The organism is Arthrobacter sp. MSA 4-2 (genome assembly GCF_016405885.1).
GTDB lineage: Bacteria > Actinomycetota > Actinomycetes > Actinomycetales > Micrococcaceae > Arthrobacter_D.
The window spans coordinates 36,788-53,068 of sequence record NZ_JAEKGC010000004.1 but is presented as its reverse complement, the minus strand read 5'-3'; the positions used below and the strand labels follow the sequence as shown (position 1 = coordinate 53,068).

The window sequence follows — 16,281 nt, the reverse complement described above, 5'->3', positions numbered from 1 at the left end:
CCTTGGTTTGAGTTCGGGCTGAAACCGCCGGGCCGGACCTCGCCCGGCCGTGCGTGCGGCCGCGCGGCCGCTGGCGCTTTCCCAACACTACGGGCCACCACGGCCGAAGAGTGCGTCGGTGTCCGTTCCCGTGTGTCTAGAATCATAGTTGAGCTCGACGGCGCGCTCTGCGATGAACCGTCAACCCAGCTGAAGGAACACACCCCTATGAAAATCGGAATGCTCACGAGTGGCGGCGACTGCCCAGGCCTGAACGCTGTGATCCGGGGGGCGGTCCTCAAGGGAATCAAGGTCCACGGCCAGGAGTTCGTCGGCTTCCGCGACGGCTGGCGCGGCGTGGTCGAGGGCGATGTGATGGAACTCCAGCGCCACGACGTGCGCGGCATCTCGAAGCAGGGCGGCACCATCCTCGGCACCTCCCGGACCAACCCCTTCGACGGCAACGGGGGGCCGGAGGCCATCAAGGCCACGATGGACCGCCTGGGCATTGACGCCATGGTGGCCATCGGGGGCGAGGGCACGCTCGCCGCCGCCAAGCGCCTCACCGATGCCGGGCTCAAGATCGTTGGTGTCCCCAAGACCGTCGACAACGACCTCGACGCCACCGATTACACGTTCGGCTTTGACACCGCGGTACAGATTGCCACCGAGGCCATCGACCGGCTGCGCACCACCGGGGAATCCCACAGCCGGTGCATGATTGCCGAGGTCATGGGCCGCCACGTGGGCTGGATCGCCTTGCACGCCGGCATGGCCTCCGGGGCCCACGCCATCCTCATCCCCGAACAGCAGACGAGCATCGAACAGATCGCCCGGTGGGTCAGCGAGGCCAACGCACGCGGCCGGGCGCCGCTGGTCGTGGTTGCCGAAGGCTTCGTGCCCTCCCACATGGAACAGCCCCACTCGGAGCGCGGCCTCGATACCTTTGGCCGTCCCCGCCTGGGCGGCATCGCCGACCAGCTGGCGCCGGAGATCGAAGCGCGCACCGGCATCGAGACCCGGGCGACGATCCTGGGGCACATCCAGCGCGGCGGGGTTCCCTCCTCCTTCGACCGGGTCCTCGCGACCCGTCTGGGCATGGCCGCCGTCGATTCCGTGGCGGAGGGCCTCTGGGGCACCATGGTCTCCCTCCACGGAACCGAGATCGCCCACGTCGGGTTCGAGGACGCCCTCGGCAAGCTCAAGCGGGTTCCGCAGCACCGCTACGACGAGGCCGCAATCCTCTTCGGATGATCTTGGTCCCGCCGGCGCCGCACGGGGCCGGGCGCGGCGTCCGTCCGTGTTAGTTTGCCGTCATGGAACTTGATCCGGGAACCGTGGCCATCATCCAGCTGGCCTGGTCGAGGCTGCTCCGGCTCGAGGACGCGGCGTTGGCCGGCGACCCCGCCGAACGGATCGTAAGGGTCGATGAGGCCTCGGGCCGGCTCACCTTCGTGACCCTCTTCGGCAAGGAGGCTCTGGTGGGTCCGGAGTGGGCGGTTGAGGCCGCCCGGCGCCTTCCGGGTGGGCAGCTGCGGCAGCAGAGCACCCTGGTGGAGCTGAGCCGGAAACACGGAGGCAGGGGCCTGGGCGAGGCCCAGCTGTACTTCAGCGATACCCTGCCCGACCTTGAGGCCCTTCGAGACACCGCGGTGTCGAGCGACCAGGAGTTCGTCGACGGGTTGGAACGGATGTGCCCGCCGGACGACGTGTCCGAGGCGGGACTTGGCAGCCTCGACCACCGGTTCATCCTGGTCGATGACCGGCGCTCCGAGGATCCGGCTCCGCTGGCGGGAGCGGGCTACGAGCCGTGGGCGGGAATCCTCGCCCACCTCCGAGTGCTGACCGCCCCCCAGCACCGCGGCCAGGGCCTGGCCGGCCGGATCGCCGCCGTCGCCGTCGAGGAAGCCATGGCCGCCGGATTCGTGCCCCAGTGGCGCGCCCGCGTCGACAATACTGCCTCCCAGCGGGCCGCGCGCCGCGCCGGATTCGCCTTCGGCGGCACGCAGACCAGCGTGGCCCTCGGCTGAACTGCCGACCCGGAGCGCGGCGGTCAGCCGAACAGCTCGGTCAGGTCCGTCCGCTCGAACATCCTCGCGGCGTCGCGCGCACTCGGGGTGCCCGCGTCGGGGTCTGCACCCGCCTCGTGGAGCAGCTGCGCGGTCGAGGTGTGGCCCTTGAACACCGCACCGGCCAGCGGGGTCTGGCCGCGGTCATTGGCCTTGTTGACGTCGACTCCGCGCCCCAGGAGGTCCCTCACGATGGCCGGGTGGCCGTTGTAGGAGGCGAGCATCAGCAGGGAGTCCCCCGCCGAGTTGGTCAGGTCCGGCGGAACCCCGGCGTCGAGGTAGCGGACCAGAGTGGCGGCGTCGCCGTGGCGTGCCGCGTCGAAGAGCCGGCCGGCGAGGGCGAACGCCGCCTCGGCGCCAGTGTCCGCGCCGGTGTCCGCGCCGGTGTCCCGGCCGGTCACCGCGGGCCCTTCAGGAAACCGGTGGCCCGGCCCACGACCTGGCCGGCATCGGGGGGAACGATGACCTCCTGGGCGGCCGCGTACTGCTCGTCGGCGTCCTGCACCAGCAGCCGGGCGGACGGGTCGACCGAGCGCTTCACCACCGCGAGGGCGATGGGCCCCATCTCCCAGTGGTGGGCGACGGAGGTGATCCGCCCGACCGTGCGGCCCTCGGCGACGATGCCGCTGCCGCGCGCGGGAAGCGTGTGCTGGCTGCCGTCGAGGTGGAGGAAGACCAGCCGGCGCGGCGGGTGCCCAAGGTTGTGGACCCGCGCCACGGTTTCCTGGCCCTTGTAGCAGCCCTTGGCCAGGTGCACGGCGGTGCGCATCAGGTCCAGTTCGTGCGGGATGGTCTTGTCGTCGGTTTCGAACCCGACGCGCGGGCGCCAGGCGGCGATGCGCAGCGCCTCCGCCGCCATCATTCCCGCCGGCGTGAAGCCCTCGAGCCCGGTGACCGCCTCGAGGAGCGAGGCCTGCGGGATGAGGTATTCGAACCAGGGCCGCTCCAGGCCCGGGTGGGATTCCACCGCGGAGTAGGCGAACCCTCCGGCGCCGACGCCCGGCCAGGGATCGGCCCAGACGGTATGCCCTTCGAAGGCATCGATCCGAGCCACCGAGCCCACCACGGCCCAGTCCGCCGAGACGTCGGCGATCTCCACGCGCAGCATGAACTTCATCCGCTGGAGCCACTCGCTGAGCCCGGGCGCCTCGGCGCCCTCGACGATCAGCCAGGCGGTGGCGCCGTCATCGACAATGCGCGCACTGAAGTCGATGCGCCCCTGGACGCTCAGCAGCAGGGTCTCCGAGGCCTCGCCCGGCTGCAGCTTGAGCAGCAGCTGGGAGGAGAGCGTATTGAGCCAGCTCAACCGGTCGGGCCCGGTGACGGTCACGACGCCCCGGTGCGAGAGGTCGACGACGGCCTGCCCCCCGGCGAGGAGGCGCTGCTCGCGGAAGGGATCCCCGTAGTGGGCGGCGACGGCCTCGTCGGGGGCACCGCCCGGGACGGCTCCGGGCAGGCTGAGGAGCGGGCTGGTGTAGATCATGTGGATGTAACGCCTTTCAGGCGGTGCTATTCCCCTGCCCGGCCGGCCGGACGGCACCGGATCGGGGTCAGGAAAGCTTTTTGAGGATCGCCGAGGCGTGGGCCTGCAGCGCGTTTCCGGACGCGGCGACATCCCAGCGCCAGTACAGGTCGCCGCCGACCAGCCCGAACAGGCGGGTGGCGGCCGCGTACTCCTTGGAGTGCTGCCCGCGCATCACCACGTCGGTTGAAAGCTGGATCTGCGGACCCTTGATGGTGCCGTAGTAGAGCTCGGCGATGCTGCCGGGGTGGACGATGGTGGCGGTGATGTCGAACCCTCCCGCTTCGTTGCGGAAGTGCTCCACCTCGTCCGCGGTCTTCAGCGCCGGAACGATGTCCGCCGGGGAGAGCCCCGGCCCGACGTCGGCGTCGTTGAGCTTGCGGTCAAGCGCCCAGAACCCGGTTTCGACCGACAGCGGCCGCAGCCGGGAGCCCTGCTCATCAGTGAGCCAGCTCTCGGCGGTGTACTGCAGGTACGGCAGCCCGTGGTGTTCGAACGTCATCCGCTGCCCGAAGTGCTCCGAGTCGGCGTCGCCCTCACCGAGGCGCCCGGTCCCTTCCCAGGTGCCAAGCAGCCAGGAGAGCGGAACCAGCTCAGGGGTGAGGTCGGTGGGAAGTTCGATTGACATTGCCGGGTTGCCTAACCGCTACTTCTGGCCCTTGTACAGGCGGGCGACCACGAGCGCGGCGAAGCCCGCCATGGCGAGGCCGGCGACAACGAGCAGGCAGATGAAAAAGATTTCCAGTGCGAGGATCGACATATTTCCATCCTAACGCGCCCTTCCGGCCCGCAGTACACCATCGCGGGCGTGCCTCCGGGCGGGCGCCGGTGGGCCCATGGACCGCTGGAGGAACCTGCAACGCGGCAGGCGAAGCGGGCGGGCCCGACGTGCCCTGCGCCCCGCGGAGCCGGCGCGTTCAGGAGAGCAGCAGGGTGTCCAGGAAATAGACGAGGGCACCGATGGCAAGAACCGGGGTGATCCCGGCGGAGAGCGCCGCCGCGGCGTTCAGCGGTGCCTCCCGGGAGGTGAGCAGGCGCCGGCCGCTCACGAGCACCGCACCGCTGACGAGGCCGACGAGGACAGCGGGCAGGACGGGGACGCCGGGGAGCAGGAGTGCGCCGGCGCATCCGGCGGCAGCGGCGAGGACCAGGCCCAGCGGTGCGGCCACCCGGTCGGGCCACCGCGGAAGCAGGCCCGCGAGGCCCGCGAGGACGCTGATCCCGGTCACGAGCATCATGGACGTCCCGGCGGCGTTGACCGGAAGCCGGTCGGCGGCAGCCCACCCGGAGCCCAGGGCGACGGCGAAGACGCCCGAGCTGGCCCCGAGGGTCGATTCGAGGCGGTGGCTCTGACCGGTCCCCCGGAGCAGCTGGATCAGGAATACGGCACTCACGCCAAGGGCGACCGCGCCGGGGAACCAGACCATGAAGCCCGGGCCCGGGGTGAAGGCGGCGGCGGCGGTGGCAGCGATGGCGCTGAGTCCGATGGCCGCGGACTGGCGCTTGCGGGCGGGGACGCCCAGCAGATGGGGCCAGCCGATGGCGGCAACAGCGCACAGGAGCGCGGTGACGGCGGCGACGGCCAGCGGTGAGACGAAGGATGCGCCGACCAGGCCCGCCACCGAGGCGGCGGCTGCCGCGGCCACTATCCAGAATCTCACCCGAGCAATACTGCCCTATGCCTCCAAGGTCTGGGAAACTCCGGGCCCGCGGTCTGCACAGGGTCGGAGCAGGGCGCGGCTGCGGCCTCGGGCGCGGCGCCCGCCCTGCGGTTATACTTGTCCAAATCTGTACCGCCGGCGGCTTCCGGTTCTCCCGGTTCAGCTCCGGTCCGCCCGCCCGATGATGCGCGTCCCGACCCGTGGAGGACACATGCCGCACATCCTGCTGCTTACCAACAGTGCGGGATCCTCTGTGGAGATCCTCCCGGCCCTTGAACTGCTCAGCCACAAGGTGCATATCCTCCCCGCCGAACCCACCGCCCTGCTGGAGACCGAACCCTGCGACGTCGTCCTGGTCGACGCCCGGCGTGACCTCGTGGGGGCGCGCTCCCTCACCCAGCTCCTGAAGGCCACCGGGCTCAGTGCGCCGTTGATGCTGGTGCTGACCGAGGGCGGCATGACGGCGGTGACCGCCGCCTGGCTGGCAGATGACGTCCTGCTGGACTCGGCCGGTCCCGCCGAGGTCGAGGCACGGCTTCGGCTGGTCATCGCCCGGGCCCAGGCGGCCGGGGAGGAGACCAGCTCCGAGATCCGGGCCTCGGGAGTGGTGATCGACGAGGCGAGCTACACCGCCCGGGTTGGTGGGGTTCCGCTGAACCTCACCTATAAGGAATTCGAGCTGCTCAAATACCTGGCCCAGCATCCCGGGCGGGTCTTCACCCGCGACCAGCTGCTGCATGAGGTGTGGGGTTACGACTATTACGGGGGCACCCGGACGGTCGATGTGCACGTGCGGCGGCTGCGGGCGAAGCTCGGCACCGACCACGAACAGCTCATCGCCACGGTGCGCAACGTCGGCTACCGGTTCACGCTGACGCGGATGCCCGAGGAGACCGGGGCCGACGTCGTCCAGGACGCCTGACCGGCGCCTGACCCACACCCCTCCTGACCCGCACCGGCGCCGGCGCACCGGCGGGGCAGGGCCTTAACGCAAAGAACCCCCATCCCTGCGGATGGGGGTTCTTCGTGGGCCGGGCCCGAAGTGGAGGACATACGGGTCGAACGTATCGCGGGCACCCCAGTGGTGCATCCCCCCTGAACGGTTTCCCACGCTACCCCACCCCGGGGCGTCCCGCCAAACCGGCGGCCTGAACCTTGGCCGGCGGCCGGTCCCGGCGGGCGCCGGGGCACTAGGCTGGGCCCATGACGGCCGATGCGCAGCTTTCCCCCTGGACGATTACCCGGACCTCCGGCACCCCGCAGGCCCCCCTGCTGGCGGAAATCCGCGAACTCGCCGCTCGTGCGGCCGAGGCCGACGGCAACCCTCCCCTGTCCGAGCAGACCCTCGTGAACCTGCGTTCCTCCGCGCCCGACGCCGCCCAGGTCCTGCTTTTCACCGCGCGGCCGGGGGCCGGTTCCGGCGGAGACGACGGGGACGCCGGTGAACTGGCCGGCCTCGCCGTCGTCAGCCTGCCGGCGGACGGGGCGCCGGACGCAGGCCAGGAGGCCGCCGTCCTCGAACTGGTGGTGGCTCCTGACGCCCGCGCCGAGGGGGCCGGATCCGCCCTCGCGGACGCGGTCGCCGCCGAGGAAATTCCCGGGCTCCGGGCCTGGTCGCACGGCAACCATGCCGCCGCGGCCGCCCTCGCCGCCCGGCACGGGTTCCGGCCCGTCCGGGAGCTGTGGCGCATGCGCCAGACCCGGGCCGCGGCCGCCGAGCTGGCGCCCTCCCCCGCCCTGCCCGACAAGGTCCGGCTTCGGACCTTCGTCCCCGGACAGGACGAACAGCTGTGGCTCGAGGCCAACCGGTCCGCGTTCGCCCACCACCCCGAGCAGGGGTCCACGACCCTCGCCGACCTGCAGGCCCGCATGGCCGAGGACTGGTTCGACCCCGAGGGCTTCTTCCTGGCCGAGGACACCGAGACCTCCCGCCTGCTCGGCTTCCACTGGACCAAGGTCCACGCCGGCTCGGGCGCCCACCCGCCGCTCGGTGAGGTGTACGTCGTCGGGGTAACCCCCGAGGCGCAGGGCCGCGGCCTGGGCAAGGCCCTTACCGTGGCCGGCATCGAGTACCTGCACCGGCGCGGGCTGCAGGCCATCATGCTCTACGTCGACGCGGACAACACCGCCGCGGTGGCCCTCTACCGCCGGCTGGGCTTCACGCGCTGGGACGTCGATGTCATGTATGCAGGTGGAGAAGACACGCCCAGCTTGTAAGGTTGGATTCCAGCACAGTGCCCGCTTCTACGCGCGCCCCGAGACACCATTGAACGCCGCAGGAGACACCATGGCATCCGAGACAGCCGCCCGAGTCCCATCCCGTTACGGTTCCTCGGAGACCGCACCCGCCCGGGCCACCCAGGACCGCATCGAGATTCCCGAGTTCGCCCCGAGCCTGCTGCCGACCGGCGACATCCGCCCGGACCGGTTCCTTGACCGCGAGATCAGCTGGCTCGACTTCAACGCGCGGGTGCTCGAGCTCGCCGAGGATCCCGACCTCTACCTGCTGGAGCGGGTCGCGTTCCTCTCCATCTTCGCGTCCAACCTCGACGAGTTCTTCATGGTGCGCGTCGCCGGCCTGAAGCGCCGCATCGCCACCGGGCTCGCCGTCCCATCCGCCGCCGGGCTCAGCCCCATCGAGCAGCTCGAGAAGATCATGGGGGACGGCTACCGCCTCCAACAGCGCCACGCCGCGGTCTTCGCCGAGCAGATCCGCCCCGCCCTGGCGAAGGAGCACATCCACCTCACCACCTGGGACGAGCTCGACGAACCCGCACGGCTCGAGCTGAACAAGCTGTTCACCGAGAAGGTCTTCCCGATCCTCACCCCGCTGGCGGTGGACCCGGCGCACCCCTTCCCGTACATTTCCGGGCTGTCGTTGAACCTCGCCGTCGTGGTACGCAACCCCATCAGCGAGAAGGAGCTCTTCGCCCGCGTCAAGGTGCCCGACCAGTTGCCCCGCCTGATCTCCGTGGACGGGCACCGCGCCGGCAGCGTCTCGGGACGCACCGCCCGCTTCATCGCCCTGGAGGACGTCATCGCCGTTCACCTCGACCAGCTGTTCCCCGGCATGGAGGTGCTCGAACACCACACCTTCCGGGTCACCCGCAACGAGGACCTCGAGGTGGAGGAGGACGACGCGGAGAACCTGCTGCAGGCCCTCGAGAAGGAGCTGCTGCGCCGCCGGTTCGGCCCGCCGGTGCGGCTCGAGGTGGCCACCGACATCAACCCGAGCATCCGGGCGCTGCTCTCGCGCGAGCTGGGCATCGAGGAGGACGAGGTCTTCACCCTCCCCGCACCGCTGGACCTGCGCGGGCTCAGCGTCATCGGCAAGATCGACCGCGGGGAGCTCCACTATCCCAAGCACGTCCCCCACACGAGCCGGCACCTCAACGAGAGCGAGACCTCCAAGGCCGCCAACGTGTTCGCCGCCATGCGGCGCCGGGACATCCTGCTGCACCACCCGTACGACTCCTTCTCCACCTCGGTGCAGGCGTTCCTCGAGCAGGCGGCCGCCGACCCCAAGGTGCAGGCGATCAAGCAGACCCTCTACCGCACCTCAGGAGACTCCCCGATCGTCGATGCCCTGATCGACGCTGCCGAGGCGGGCAAGCAGGTGCTCGCCCTGGTGGAGATCAAGGCCCGCTTCGATGAACAGGCCAACATCTCCTGGGCGCGGAAGCTCGAGCAGGCCGGCGTGCACGTGGTGTACGGCATCGTGGGGCTGAAGACCCACTGCAAGCTCTCGCTGGTGGTCCGGCAGGAGATCGACGGGCTGCGCCGCTACTGCCACATCGGCACCGGAAACTACCACCCGCGCACGGCCCGTTACTACGAGGACCTCGGCCTGCTGACCTCGAACGACCAGGTGGGCGAGGACCTGTCCCGGCTGTTCAACCAGCTCTCCGGCTACGCGCCCAGGTCCACCTTCAAGCGCCTCCTCGTCGCTCCGCGGTCGGTGCGCTCGGGGCTGATCGACCGGATCGAGCGGGAGATCGCGAACAAGAACGCAGGCCGGGCGGCCCGCGTGGTGATCAAGGTCAACTCGATGGTCGACGAGGCGATCATCGACGCCCTGTACCGCGCCTCGCAGGCCGGGGTGAAGGTCGACGTCATCGTCCGGGGGATCTGCTCGGTCCGGCCGGGGGTGCCGGGCCTCAGCGAGAATGTGACGGTCCGCTCGGTGCTGGGCCGCTTCCTTGAGCACTCGCGCGTGTTCGCGTTCGCGAACGGCGGTGATCCGGCAGTGTTCATGGGCTCGGCGGACATGATGCACCGCAACCTCGACCGCAGGGTGGAGACCCTGGTGCAGCTGAGCGCGCCGGATGACATTGAGTACCTCATGACGCTCCTGGACCGGTACATGGACCCGCGCACCGCGAGCTGGCACCTCGACGAGACCGGGGCCTGGACCCGGCACGCCAAGGACGAGAACGGCGAGGACCTCGGCGACATCCAGTCCTGGCTGCTCGCCTCCCGTGCCCGGCAGCGCGCCGCCATCCGCCGCTGATGTCCGCCGACGTCCAGAGTCCGGCCGACGCCGCGCCGTCGGCCACCGAGGTGACTGTCACCGCCGCGGGCACCCTGTGCTGGCGGACCGAAAAGGGGCGCCTCGAGGTGCTGCTGATCCACCGTCCGCGCTACGACGACTGGTCCTGGCCCAAGGGCAAGCTCGACGACGGGGAGACCACCCCGGAGTGCGCCGTCCGCGAGACGCACGAGGAGGTGGGCCTGAGGGTCCACCTCGGAATCCCGCTGCCGTCCATCGATTACGAGGTGTCCTCCGGACGCAAGGTGGTCCACTACTGGGCCGCGAAGGCGGGCCACCTCAAGCCCGTCCCGGACGGCAAAGAGGTTGACGAACACCTGTGGTGCACCCCGGACAAGGCACGCCTCCTGCTGACCAACCCCTCCGATGTGGAGCCCCTTGATGCCCTCGAGGAGGCCCACGAACGCCGGGACCTCGGCACCTGGCCGCTGATCATCGTCCGCCATGCGAAGGCCAAGCCGCGCTCCTCCTGGAGCCGGGCCGAGGGCGAACGGCCGCTCGCGGCCACCGGCCGGCGCCAGGCGGTGGCCGTGAGCCGGCTGCTGCAGGCCTGGCGGCCCGAGCGGGTCATCAGCAGCCCGTGGGTCCGGTGCGTCCAGACGGTCTCGCCCTACGTCGCGAAGGCCGACGCGAAGCTGAAGCTCGTCGACGCCATCACCGAGCACGACGCGGCCCGGAAACCGGGGCGCGCCAGGGCTGCCGTGGAGAAGGTCTTCGACAAGCGCAACCCGGTGGCGATCTGCACGCACCGGCCGGTCCTGCCCCTCGTCTTCGGGGTGCTGCGCGGGCACATGGCGACGCACCTGGCCGCCCTGCTGCCGGTCACCGACCCGTACCTGTCACCGGGTGAGGCGGTCATCTGCCAGGTCAGTTCCGTCAATCACGGGCGCATCGTCTCCGTGGAGCAGTACCGCGCCTACGACGACTGACACGCCGGGGCACCGGCAGGCGCCCCGGCCGGTCCTCGCTAGACTGGCACGGTGAGCACACCCCTGAACACCCCGTATGAAGACCTGCTGCGCGATGTGATGGCCAACGGCACGGCCAAGTCCGACCGGACCGGCACCGGAACCCGCAGCGTCTTCGGACGCCAGCTTCGCTTCGACCTGCGCGAGTCCTTCCCGCTGATCACCACCAAGCGGGTGCACTTCAAATCCGTCGCCCTGGAGCTGCTCTGGTTCCTGCGCGGGGAGTCGAACGTCCGCTGGCTCCAGGAACAGGGCGTGTCCATCTGGGACGAGTGGGCCGACGCCGACGGCGAACTCGGGCCGGTCTACGGGGTGCAGTGGCGCTCCTGGCCCACCCCGGACGGCGGACACATCGACCAGATTGCCGCCGTCATCGAGGGCCTGAAGACGAATCCCGACTCCCGGCGGCACATCGTGTCGGCCTGGAACGTCTCGGAGATCTCCAATATGGCCCTTCCCCCGTGCCACGCGTTCTTCCAGTTCTACGTCGAGCCCTCCCCCGAGGGCCCGGGCCGGCTGTCCTGCCAGCTGTACCAGCGGTCGGCGGACACCTTCCTCGGCGTTCCGTTCAACATCGCCTCCTACGCCCTGCTGACCCTTATGGTGGCCCAGCAGGCCGGGCTGGAGCCCGGGGAGTTCATCTGGACCGGCGGGGACGTGCACATCTACGACAACCACGTGGAGCAGGTCACCGAGCAGCTCTCCCGCGAGCCCTACCCCTACCCGCGGCTGCGGATCACCCGCACCCCGGAGAGCATCTCCGATTACACCCTCGAGGACTTCGAGGTGCTCGACTACCGGCACCACCCCACGATCAAGGCTCCGATCGCCGTATGAGCTTCGACGATGTCACAGTGACCGGCGCCGTTGGCGGCGAGCCGGTGATCGGCCTGATCTGGGCGCAGACCGAGGACGGGGTGATCGGCAAGGACGGCGGCATGCCCTGGCATGTCCCCGAGGACCTGACCCACTTCCGCAGGATCACCACCGGCCACCCGGTCATCATGGGCCGGCGCACCTGGGAGTCCTTCCCCGCGAAGTACCGCCCGCTGCCGGACCGCACCAACATCGTCGTGAGCTCCTCCGGCCCGCTTGAGGGCGCCGTCGTCGTCGGTTCCCTCCAGGACGCGCTCGCCGAGGCGCGGCGGGCACCGGGCGCGGAGCAGATCTGGATCATCGGCGGCGGGAAACTGTACGCCGAAGCGGTCGCCGAGGCCAACGCGGCGGTGGTCACCGTCATCGAGACCGACACTGACGGCGACACCTACGCGCCGGTGCTTGGCCCGGAGTGGGACCTGAAGGGCGTCAGCCCCGCCGGGGGCTGGCTGGACAGCACCTCCGGCACCCGGTACCGGCTGAGCCTGTGGGCGCGCGGCTCCCAAACGGCCTAAGGCAGGGGGTCCAGCCGGACCGACAGCCGGCGTAACCGTTCCCGCACCGCACGCCGGGCTCGCCTAAGCTTGGAGGATGACCTCCGCAGCAAGCACCTCCCCCCTGCCCTCCGTCGGCTTCGTCGGCTGGCGCGGCATGGTCGGCTCCGTCCTCATGCAGCGACTCCAGGACGAAGGCGATTTCCGCCTGTTCAACCCCGTGTTCTTCTCCACCTCCAACGCGGGCGGACCGGCGCCGTCCTTCGCCGAGGGCGCCGGGAAGCTCGAGAACGCCTACGACGTCGAGACCCTGGCGAAGCTGCCGATCATCGTCACCGCCCAGGGCGGCGCCTACACCTCGGAGGTGCATCCCAAGCTGCGCGACGCCGGCTGGGACGGGCTGTGGATCGACGCCGCCTCCACGCTGCGGATGGAGCCCGAGTCGATCATCGTGCTGGACCCAGTGAACCGCGCGGTCATCGACGCCGGGCTGGCCAGCGGCGTAAAGGACTTCATCGGCGGCAACTGCACCGTCTCCTGCATGCTCATGGGCCTCGGCGGGCTGTTCCGCAACGGACTGGTGGAGTGGGGCACCTCGATGACCTATCAGGCCGCCTCGGGCGGCGGGGCACGGCACATGCGCGAACTGCTCACCCAGTTTGGCGCCCTTCACTCGAGCGTGCTCACCCACCTCGACGACCCGGCCTCGGCCATCCTCGAGATCGACCGGGCCGTGCTGGCCCAGCAGCGGAACCCGGAGCTTGACGCCTCGCAGTTCGGGGTGCCGCTGGCCGGCTCGGTGATCCCATGGATCGACGCCGACCTCGGCCACGGACAGTCCCGCGAGGAATGGAAGGCCGGGGCGGAGACCAACAAGATCCTGGGAACCGGCGACGGCGGGCGGATCCCCTTCGACGGGTTGTGCGTGCGGATCGGCGCCATGCGCTCGCACTCGCAGGCGCTGACCCTGAAGCTGACCGAGGACCTGCCGGTGGCGGAGATCGAGCGCCTGATCGCGGCCGACAACGAGTGGGTGAAGGTGGTGCCCAACACCAAGGAGGCCTCCGTGGCCGAACTGACCCCGGTGGCCGCGACCGGATCCCTGGAGATCCCCGTGGGACGCATCCGCAAGCTCGAGATGGGCCCGAAGTACATCAGCGCGTTCACCGTGGGCGACCAGCTGCTGTGGGGCGCGGCCGAGCCGCTGCGCCGGATGCTGCTCATCAGCACCGGGAACCTGTAGCCGGCACCCCGCGCGTGGAACTGTCAGAGGGCGGAGGCAGAATACCGGCATGGAACACACCGACGTCGACCGCATCCTGACCGGTTTCTTCGCAGCCAGCGCCCGCGGCCGGCACCCGGAAACGGTGATCCGGTACGGGCGCGTGGAGGCCGGGCTGAGGTCCTACCTCGAGGGCGAGGGGGCGCGCTCGCTGCCGCCTGAGGCGGCGGCGCTGCTTGAGCTTGAACGCCAGTTCTCCCCCGACGCCGCCTATGCGCGCCTGATGGGCGCCGCGGAGCTCCTCCACGCCCTCCCGGGATTCCTGGGCGTGCGCTGGCTGGCGGCCGACTTCCACGACCGGCTGGCCCAGATCAGCCTCGCCTCCCGTCTGGCGCAGTGGCTGTGCACCCGCCAGCTGGTGGACCGGAAGGCCCAGTGGGGCGACGTCCTGCTGACCCGTGCCGCCGCCGAGCACGCGCGGCGGACCTCGGTCACGTAGACGCGGCTCTCAACAGCCGGCCGGGCTCACAGAGTGCCGGGCCTACAGAGTGCCGGGCCTACAGACGGCCGGTGCTTACAGACCGCCGGCGCAGCCGCGCCCAGGGCGTACCGGGTAGCGGCCCTCAGGGGGTGCTGGGCGCCGGGAGCGCGCACCCGATCAGCAGCGGTTCGGGCTGCAGCCGGATGCCGAACTTCGCCTCAACCCCGTCCGCCACGAGCCCGGCCACGGCCAGCAGGTCCCGGGCGGCGGCGCCGCCCCGGTTGGTCAGCGCCAGGGTGTGCTTCGTCGACAGCGAGGCCCGCCCGCCCGCCGCGGCGAACCCGGCGTCGTCGGCCAGCCCGAAGCCCTTGGCGAAACCGGCACGCTCGATCAGCCAGGCGGCGCTGAGCTTCACCTTGTCCGGGTCCGCAACCGGGTACCGGGGGGCGTCCTCCGGCAGGCCCGCCGCCGCGGCGGCGTCGACAATCGGGTTGGTGAAGAAAGACCCGGTGCTGAAGGTGTCGCGGTCCTGCGCATCGAGGACCATTCCCTTGGCCGCGCGCAGCCGGAGCACCTCGCGGCGCACGTCGTTGGCGTAGGCCCGTTTGCCGACCTCAACGCCCAGGGCGCGGGCCAGTTCGGCGTACTTCACCGGTGCGCTCATGCGGCCGAGCGCGAGCTGGAATTCGACGGTGAGGACCACATAGCGCGGCGAGCCGGTGACGGTCGTCTGCTTCAGCAGCGAGTCCCGGTACCCGAAGTGGAGTTCGAAGTTGGTGAAGCTCTTCACCGCAGAGGTTTGCCGGTCCCAGGTGCGCACCGTGGCGATCGTCTGGGACACGTCGGAGCCGTACGCGCCGACGTTCTGGACCGGCGTCGCCCCGGTGGAGCCGGGGATCCCCGAGAGCGCTTCGAGGCCGGAGAAGGCGTGCTTCACCGTGTACTCGACAAGTTCGTCCCAGTCCTGCCCGGCCTGCGCCCGAACCATGACCCCGCCGCAGGTGGCATCGTCGTCGTTCACGGTGAAACCGTCGGAGGCGATGCGGACCACCGTGCCCTCGAAGCCTTCATCGGCGATAACGAGGTTCGAGCCGCCGGCCAGGATGAGCAGCGGCTCACCCGCGTCGTCGGCGGTGCGGACGGCGTCGATAATCTCCTGTTCGGAGCGTGCCTCGATGAGCGTGCGGGCGGGCCCGCCGACTCCAGCAGTGGTGAGGTCCGCCAGCGGCGTGCCGGTCGCCTGCGGGCTCATGAAAGGCGCACCACGGCCTGGGCCTTCACGAGGACCTTCTGGCCCTCAAAGGTCACCGTGAGGTCGATCCGCGCCGTTGCCTCCTCGGGGTTCAGCGCCCCGATGGTCCCCCGGACCTCGAGGACGGCGCCCGGAACGCCGGGCTGCGCCGTGGTGTCGGCGACCACGACGGGCCTGGTGAAGCGCGTCTGGTAGTCGATGACGGAGCCCGGATCGCCGGTCCAGTCGGTGACCAGCTGCACCGCGGCGCCCATGGTGAACATGCCGTGGGCGATGACCCCGGGCAGCCCGACGCCCTGGGCGAAGTCGGAATTCCAGTGGATGGGATTGAAGTCCCCGGAGGCCCCGGCGTAGCGCACCAGGTCCTGGCGGGTCACCGGAATCGTCACGGACCCGATGTCCTGCCCGACGGTCAGTTCTGCTGCTGGGATGCTCACTGCTGCTCCTCTCCCCGGACGAGCAGGGATGACGTTGTCGTGGCGGTCCGCACACCGTCCACTGTTGAGATTTCGGCGCGCGTGGTGATCATCGCCCCGCCGCCCATGGCCCGCACCGAATCGACGTGGAGGGCGGCGACCAGTTCATCCCCGGCGACGATGGGCCGGTGGTGGGTGAAGCGCTGGTCGGCGTGGACCACCCGGGAGAAGTCGATCCCGGCGCCCGGATCGGTGATGAGCTGGGCGTCCGCGCGCTGCGCCACGATGATGGCGAACGTCGGCGGCGCCACCAGGTCTGCGTACCCGAGGGCCCGGGCCGCTTCGACGTCGTAGTGGGAGGGATGGGTGGCCTTGACCGCGCGGGCGAAGTCGCGGATCGCTTCGCGCCCCACGGTGTACACCTCACCGGCGGGGTAGCTGCGTCCCTGCAGGTCGGGGTTGATGGTCATGGGGTCCTCCGGGAGTTCGCGGACGGCGGGCTGGATTCAAGCGTAATCGAGCGGCCGGCTCGGTGGCCGGTCGGGGCTCAGCGGGGCGCTGCGGGGCTCCGTCGCCGCCGGGCGTCGCGGGTCCGCACCACCATGCCGGCGATGTGGCACAGCAGGCCCGCGCCGATCACCGGCATCGCGGCGAACACCGCGGCCTCGGCGTCGGCTGCCGCCCCTGCCAGGGCGAGCGCGATGCCGGCGCCGGTGAGGATCAGCGCGGAGATCAGGAGCCTGCGGTAGAGCACCGATCCCGTGTCCCAGGGTGTGTTGAGCATCCTTTCAT

General features: G+C 70.5%; 18 protein-coding genes. 10 read left to right on the top strand and 8 right to left on the bottom strand.

Annotated elements, in window-relative coordinates; translation table 11 throughout:
* Nucleotides 1-207: 207 nt before the first annotated feature.
* On the top strand, nucleotides 208-1,233 hold the full coding sequence (locus I6N91_RS05450) for a 6-phosphofructokinase (protein ID WP_198811403.1): 1,026 nt from the start codon (nucleotides 208-210) through the stop codon (nucleotides 1,231-1,233).
* A 62-nt stretch (nucleotides 1,234-1,295) separates the two neighbouring features.
* The gene (locus I6N91_RS05445; protein ID WP_198811401.1) at nucleotides 1,296-2,009 is read left to right on the top strand and encodes a GNAT family N-acetyltransferase; all 714 of its coding nucleotides are present in this window, start codon (nucleotides 1,296-1,298) and stop codon (nucleotides 2,007-2,009) included.
* A 23-nt stretch (nucleotides 2,010-2,032) separates the two neighbouring features.
* Here I6N91_RS05445 and I6N91_RS05440 read toward each other — a convergent pair whose 3' ends face one another.
* The 4 genes from I6N91_RS05440 to I6N91_RS05425 form a co-directional block, all read right to left on the bottom strand.
* Entirely contained in the window at nucleotides 2,033-2,449 is a 417-nt protein-coding gene (locus tag I6N91_RS05440; protein WP_198811399.1) for an ankyrin repeat domain-containing protein, read from the bottom strand.
* Complete coding sequence (locus tag I6N91_RS05435) at nucleotides 2,446-3,531, bottom strand: folate-binding protein YgfZ (protein WP_198811397.1); 1,086 nt, start codon at nucleotides 3,529-3,531, stop codon at nucleotides 2,446-2,448. Before I6N91_RS05435 ends, I6N91_RS05440 begins: the two co-directional genes overlap by 4 nt.
* Before the next feature lie 67 nt (nucleotides 3,532-3,598).
* Complete coding sequence (locus I6N91_RS05430; protein ID WP_159617707.1) at nucleotides 3,599-4,198, bottom strand: FABP family protein; 600 nt, start codon at nucleotides 4,196-4,198, stop codon at nucleotides 3,599-3,601.
* A 289-nt stretch (nucleotides 4,199-4,487) separates the two neighbouring features.
* Entirely contained in the window at nucleotides 4,488-5,231 is a 744-nt protein-coding gene (locus tag I6N91_RS05425) for a hypothetical protein (RefSeq protein ID WP_307843246.1), read from the bottom strand.
* A gap of 211 nt (nucleotides 5,232-5,442) precedes the next feature.
* Here I6N91_RS05425 and I6N91_RS05420 point away from each other — a divergent pair, with 211 nt between their 5' ends.
* The 8 genes from I6N91_RS05420 (at nucleotide 5,443) to I6N91_RS05385 (ending at nucleotide 13,839) form a co-directional block, all read left to right on the top strand.
* The gene (locus I6N91_RS05420; protein WP_198811395.1) at nucleotides 5,443-6,153 is read left to right on the top strand and encodes a response regulator transcription factor; all 711 of its coding nucleotides are present in this window, start codon (nucleotides 5,443-5,445) and stop codon (nucleotides 6,151-6,153) included.
* 281 nt (nucleotides 6,154-6,434) lie between these two features.
* Complete coding sequence (gene mshD, locus I6N91_RS05415; RefSeq protein ID WP_198811394.1) at nucleotides 6,435-7,448, top strand: mycothiol synthase; 1,014 nt, start codon at nucleotides 6,435-6,437, stop codon at nucleotides 7,446-7,448.
* A gap of 70 nt (nucleotides 7,449-7,518) precedes the next feature.
* Complete coding sequence (locus tag I6N91_RS05410; protein ID WP_198811392.1) at nucleotides 7,519-9,741, top strand: RNA degradosome polyphosphate kinase; 2,223 nt, start codon at nucleotides 7,519-7,521, stop codon at nucleotides 9,739-9,741.
* Nucleotides 9,741-10,709 (top strand): NUDIX hydrolase, encoded by a 969-nt coding sequence (locus I6N91_RS05405; protein WP_198811390.1) that lies wholly within the window; start codon nucleotides 9,741-9,743, stop codon nucleotides 10,707-10,709. The genes I6N91_RS05410 and I6N91_RS05405 overlap by 1 nt, the downstream gene beginning before the upstream one ends.
* Nucleotides 10,710-10,808: 99 nt before the next feature.
* Nucleotides 10,809-11,585, top strand: coding sequence for a thymidylate synthase (locus I6N91_RS05400; protein ID WP_233091531.1), 777 nt, complete (start codon nucleotides 10,809-10,811; stop codon nucleotides 11,583-11,585).
* Nucleotides 11,582-12,139, top strand: coding sequence for a dihydrofolate reductase (locus tag I6N91_RS05395; RefSeq protein WP_198811386.1), 558 nt, complete (start codon nucleotides 11,582-11,584; stop codon nucleotides 12,137-12,139). Before I6N91_RS05400 ends, I6N91_RS05395 begins: the two co-directional genes overlap by 4 nt.
* A gap of 76 nt (nucleotides 12,140-12,215) precedes the next feature.
* Entirely contained in the window at nucleotides 12,216-13,361 is a 1,146-nt protein-coding gene (gene asd / locus I6N91_RS05390) for an aspartate-semialdehyde dehydrogenase (protein ID WP_198811384.1), read from the top strand.
* Between the two features lie 49 nt (nucleotides 13,362-13,410).
* Nucleotides 13,411-13,839: a hypothetical protein gene (locus I6N91_RS05385; protein WP_198811382.1), complete on the top strand. Its 429-nt coding sequence runs from the start codon at nucleotides 13,411-13,413 to the stop codon at nucleotides 13,837-13,839.
* Between the two features lie 124 nt (nucleotides 13,840-13,963).
* On the opposite strand, the gene I6N91_RS05380 is transcribed toward I6N91_RS05385, so the two are convergent.
* The 4 genes from I6N91_RS05380 to I6N91_RS05365 all read right to left on the bottom strand — a co-directional run bounded on the left by I6N91_RS05380 (nucleotide 13,964) and on the right by I6N91_RS05365 (nucleotide 16,273).
* Nucleotides 13,964-15,073 carry a UDP-N-acetylmuramate dehydrogenase gene (locus tag I6N91_RS05380; RefSeq protein ID WP_198811380.1) on the bottom strand — a complete coding sequence of 370 codons (1,110 nt, stop codon included), beginning with the start codon at nucleotides 15,071-15,073 and terminating at the stop codon, nucleotides 13,964-13,966.
* Entirely contained in the window at nucleotides 15,070-15,510 is a 441-nt protein-coding gene (locus I6N91_RS05375) for a MaoC family dehydratase (RefSeq protein ID WP_198811378.1), read from the bottom strand. Before I6N91_RS05375 ends, I6N91_RS05380 begins: the two co-directional genes overlap by 4 nt.
* Nucleotides 15,507-15,959 (bottom strand): MaoC family dehydratase N-terminal domain-containing protein, encoded by a 453-nt coding sequence (locus I6N91_RS05370; protein ID WP_198811376.1) that lies wholly within the window; start codon nucleotides 15,957-15,959, stop codon nucleotides 15,507-15,509. Before I6N91_RS05370 ends, I6N91_RS05375 begins: the two co-directional genes overlap by 4 nt.
* Before the next feature lie 77 nt (nucleotides 15,960-16,036).
* Nucleotides 16,037-16,273 carry a hypothetical protein gene (locus I6N91_RS05365; protein ID WP_198811374.1) on the bottom strand — a complete coding sequence of 79 codons (237 nt, stop codon included), beginning with the start codon at nucleotides 16,271-16,273 and terminating at the stop codon, nucleotides 16,037-16,039.
* Nucleotides 16,274-16,281 lie beyond the last annotated feature (8 nt).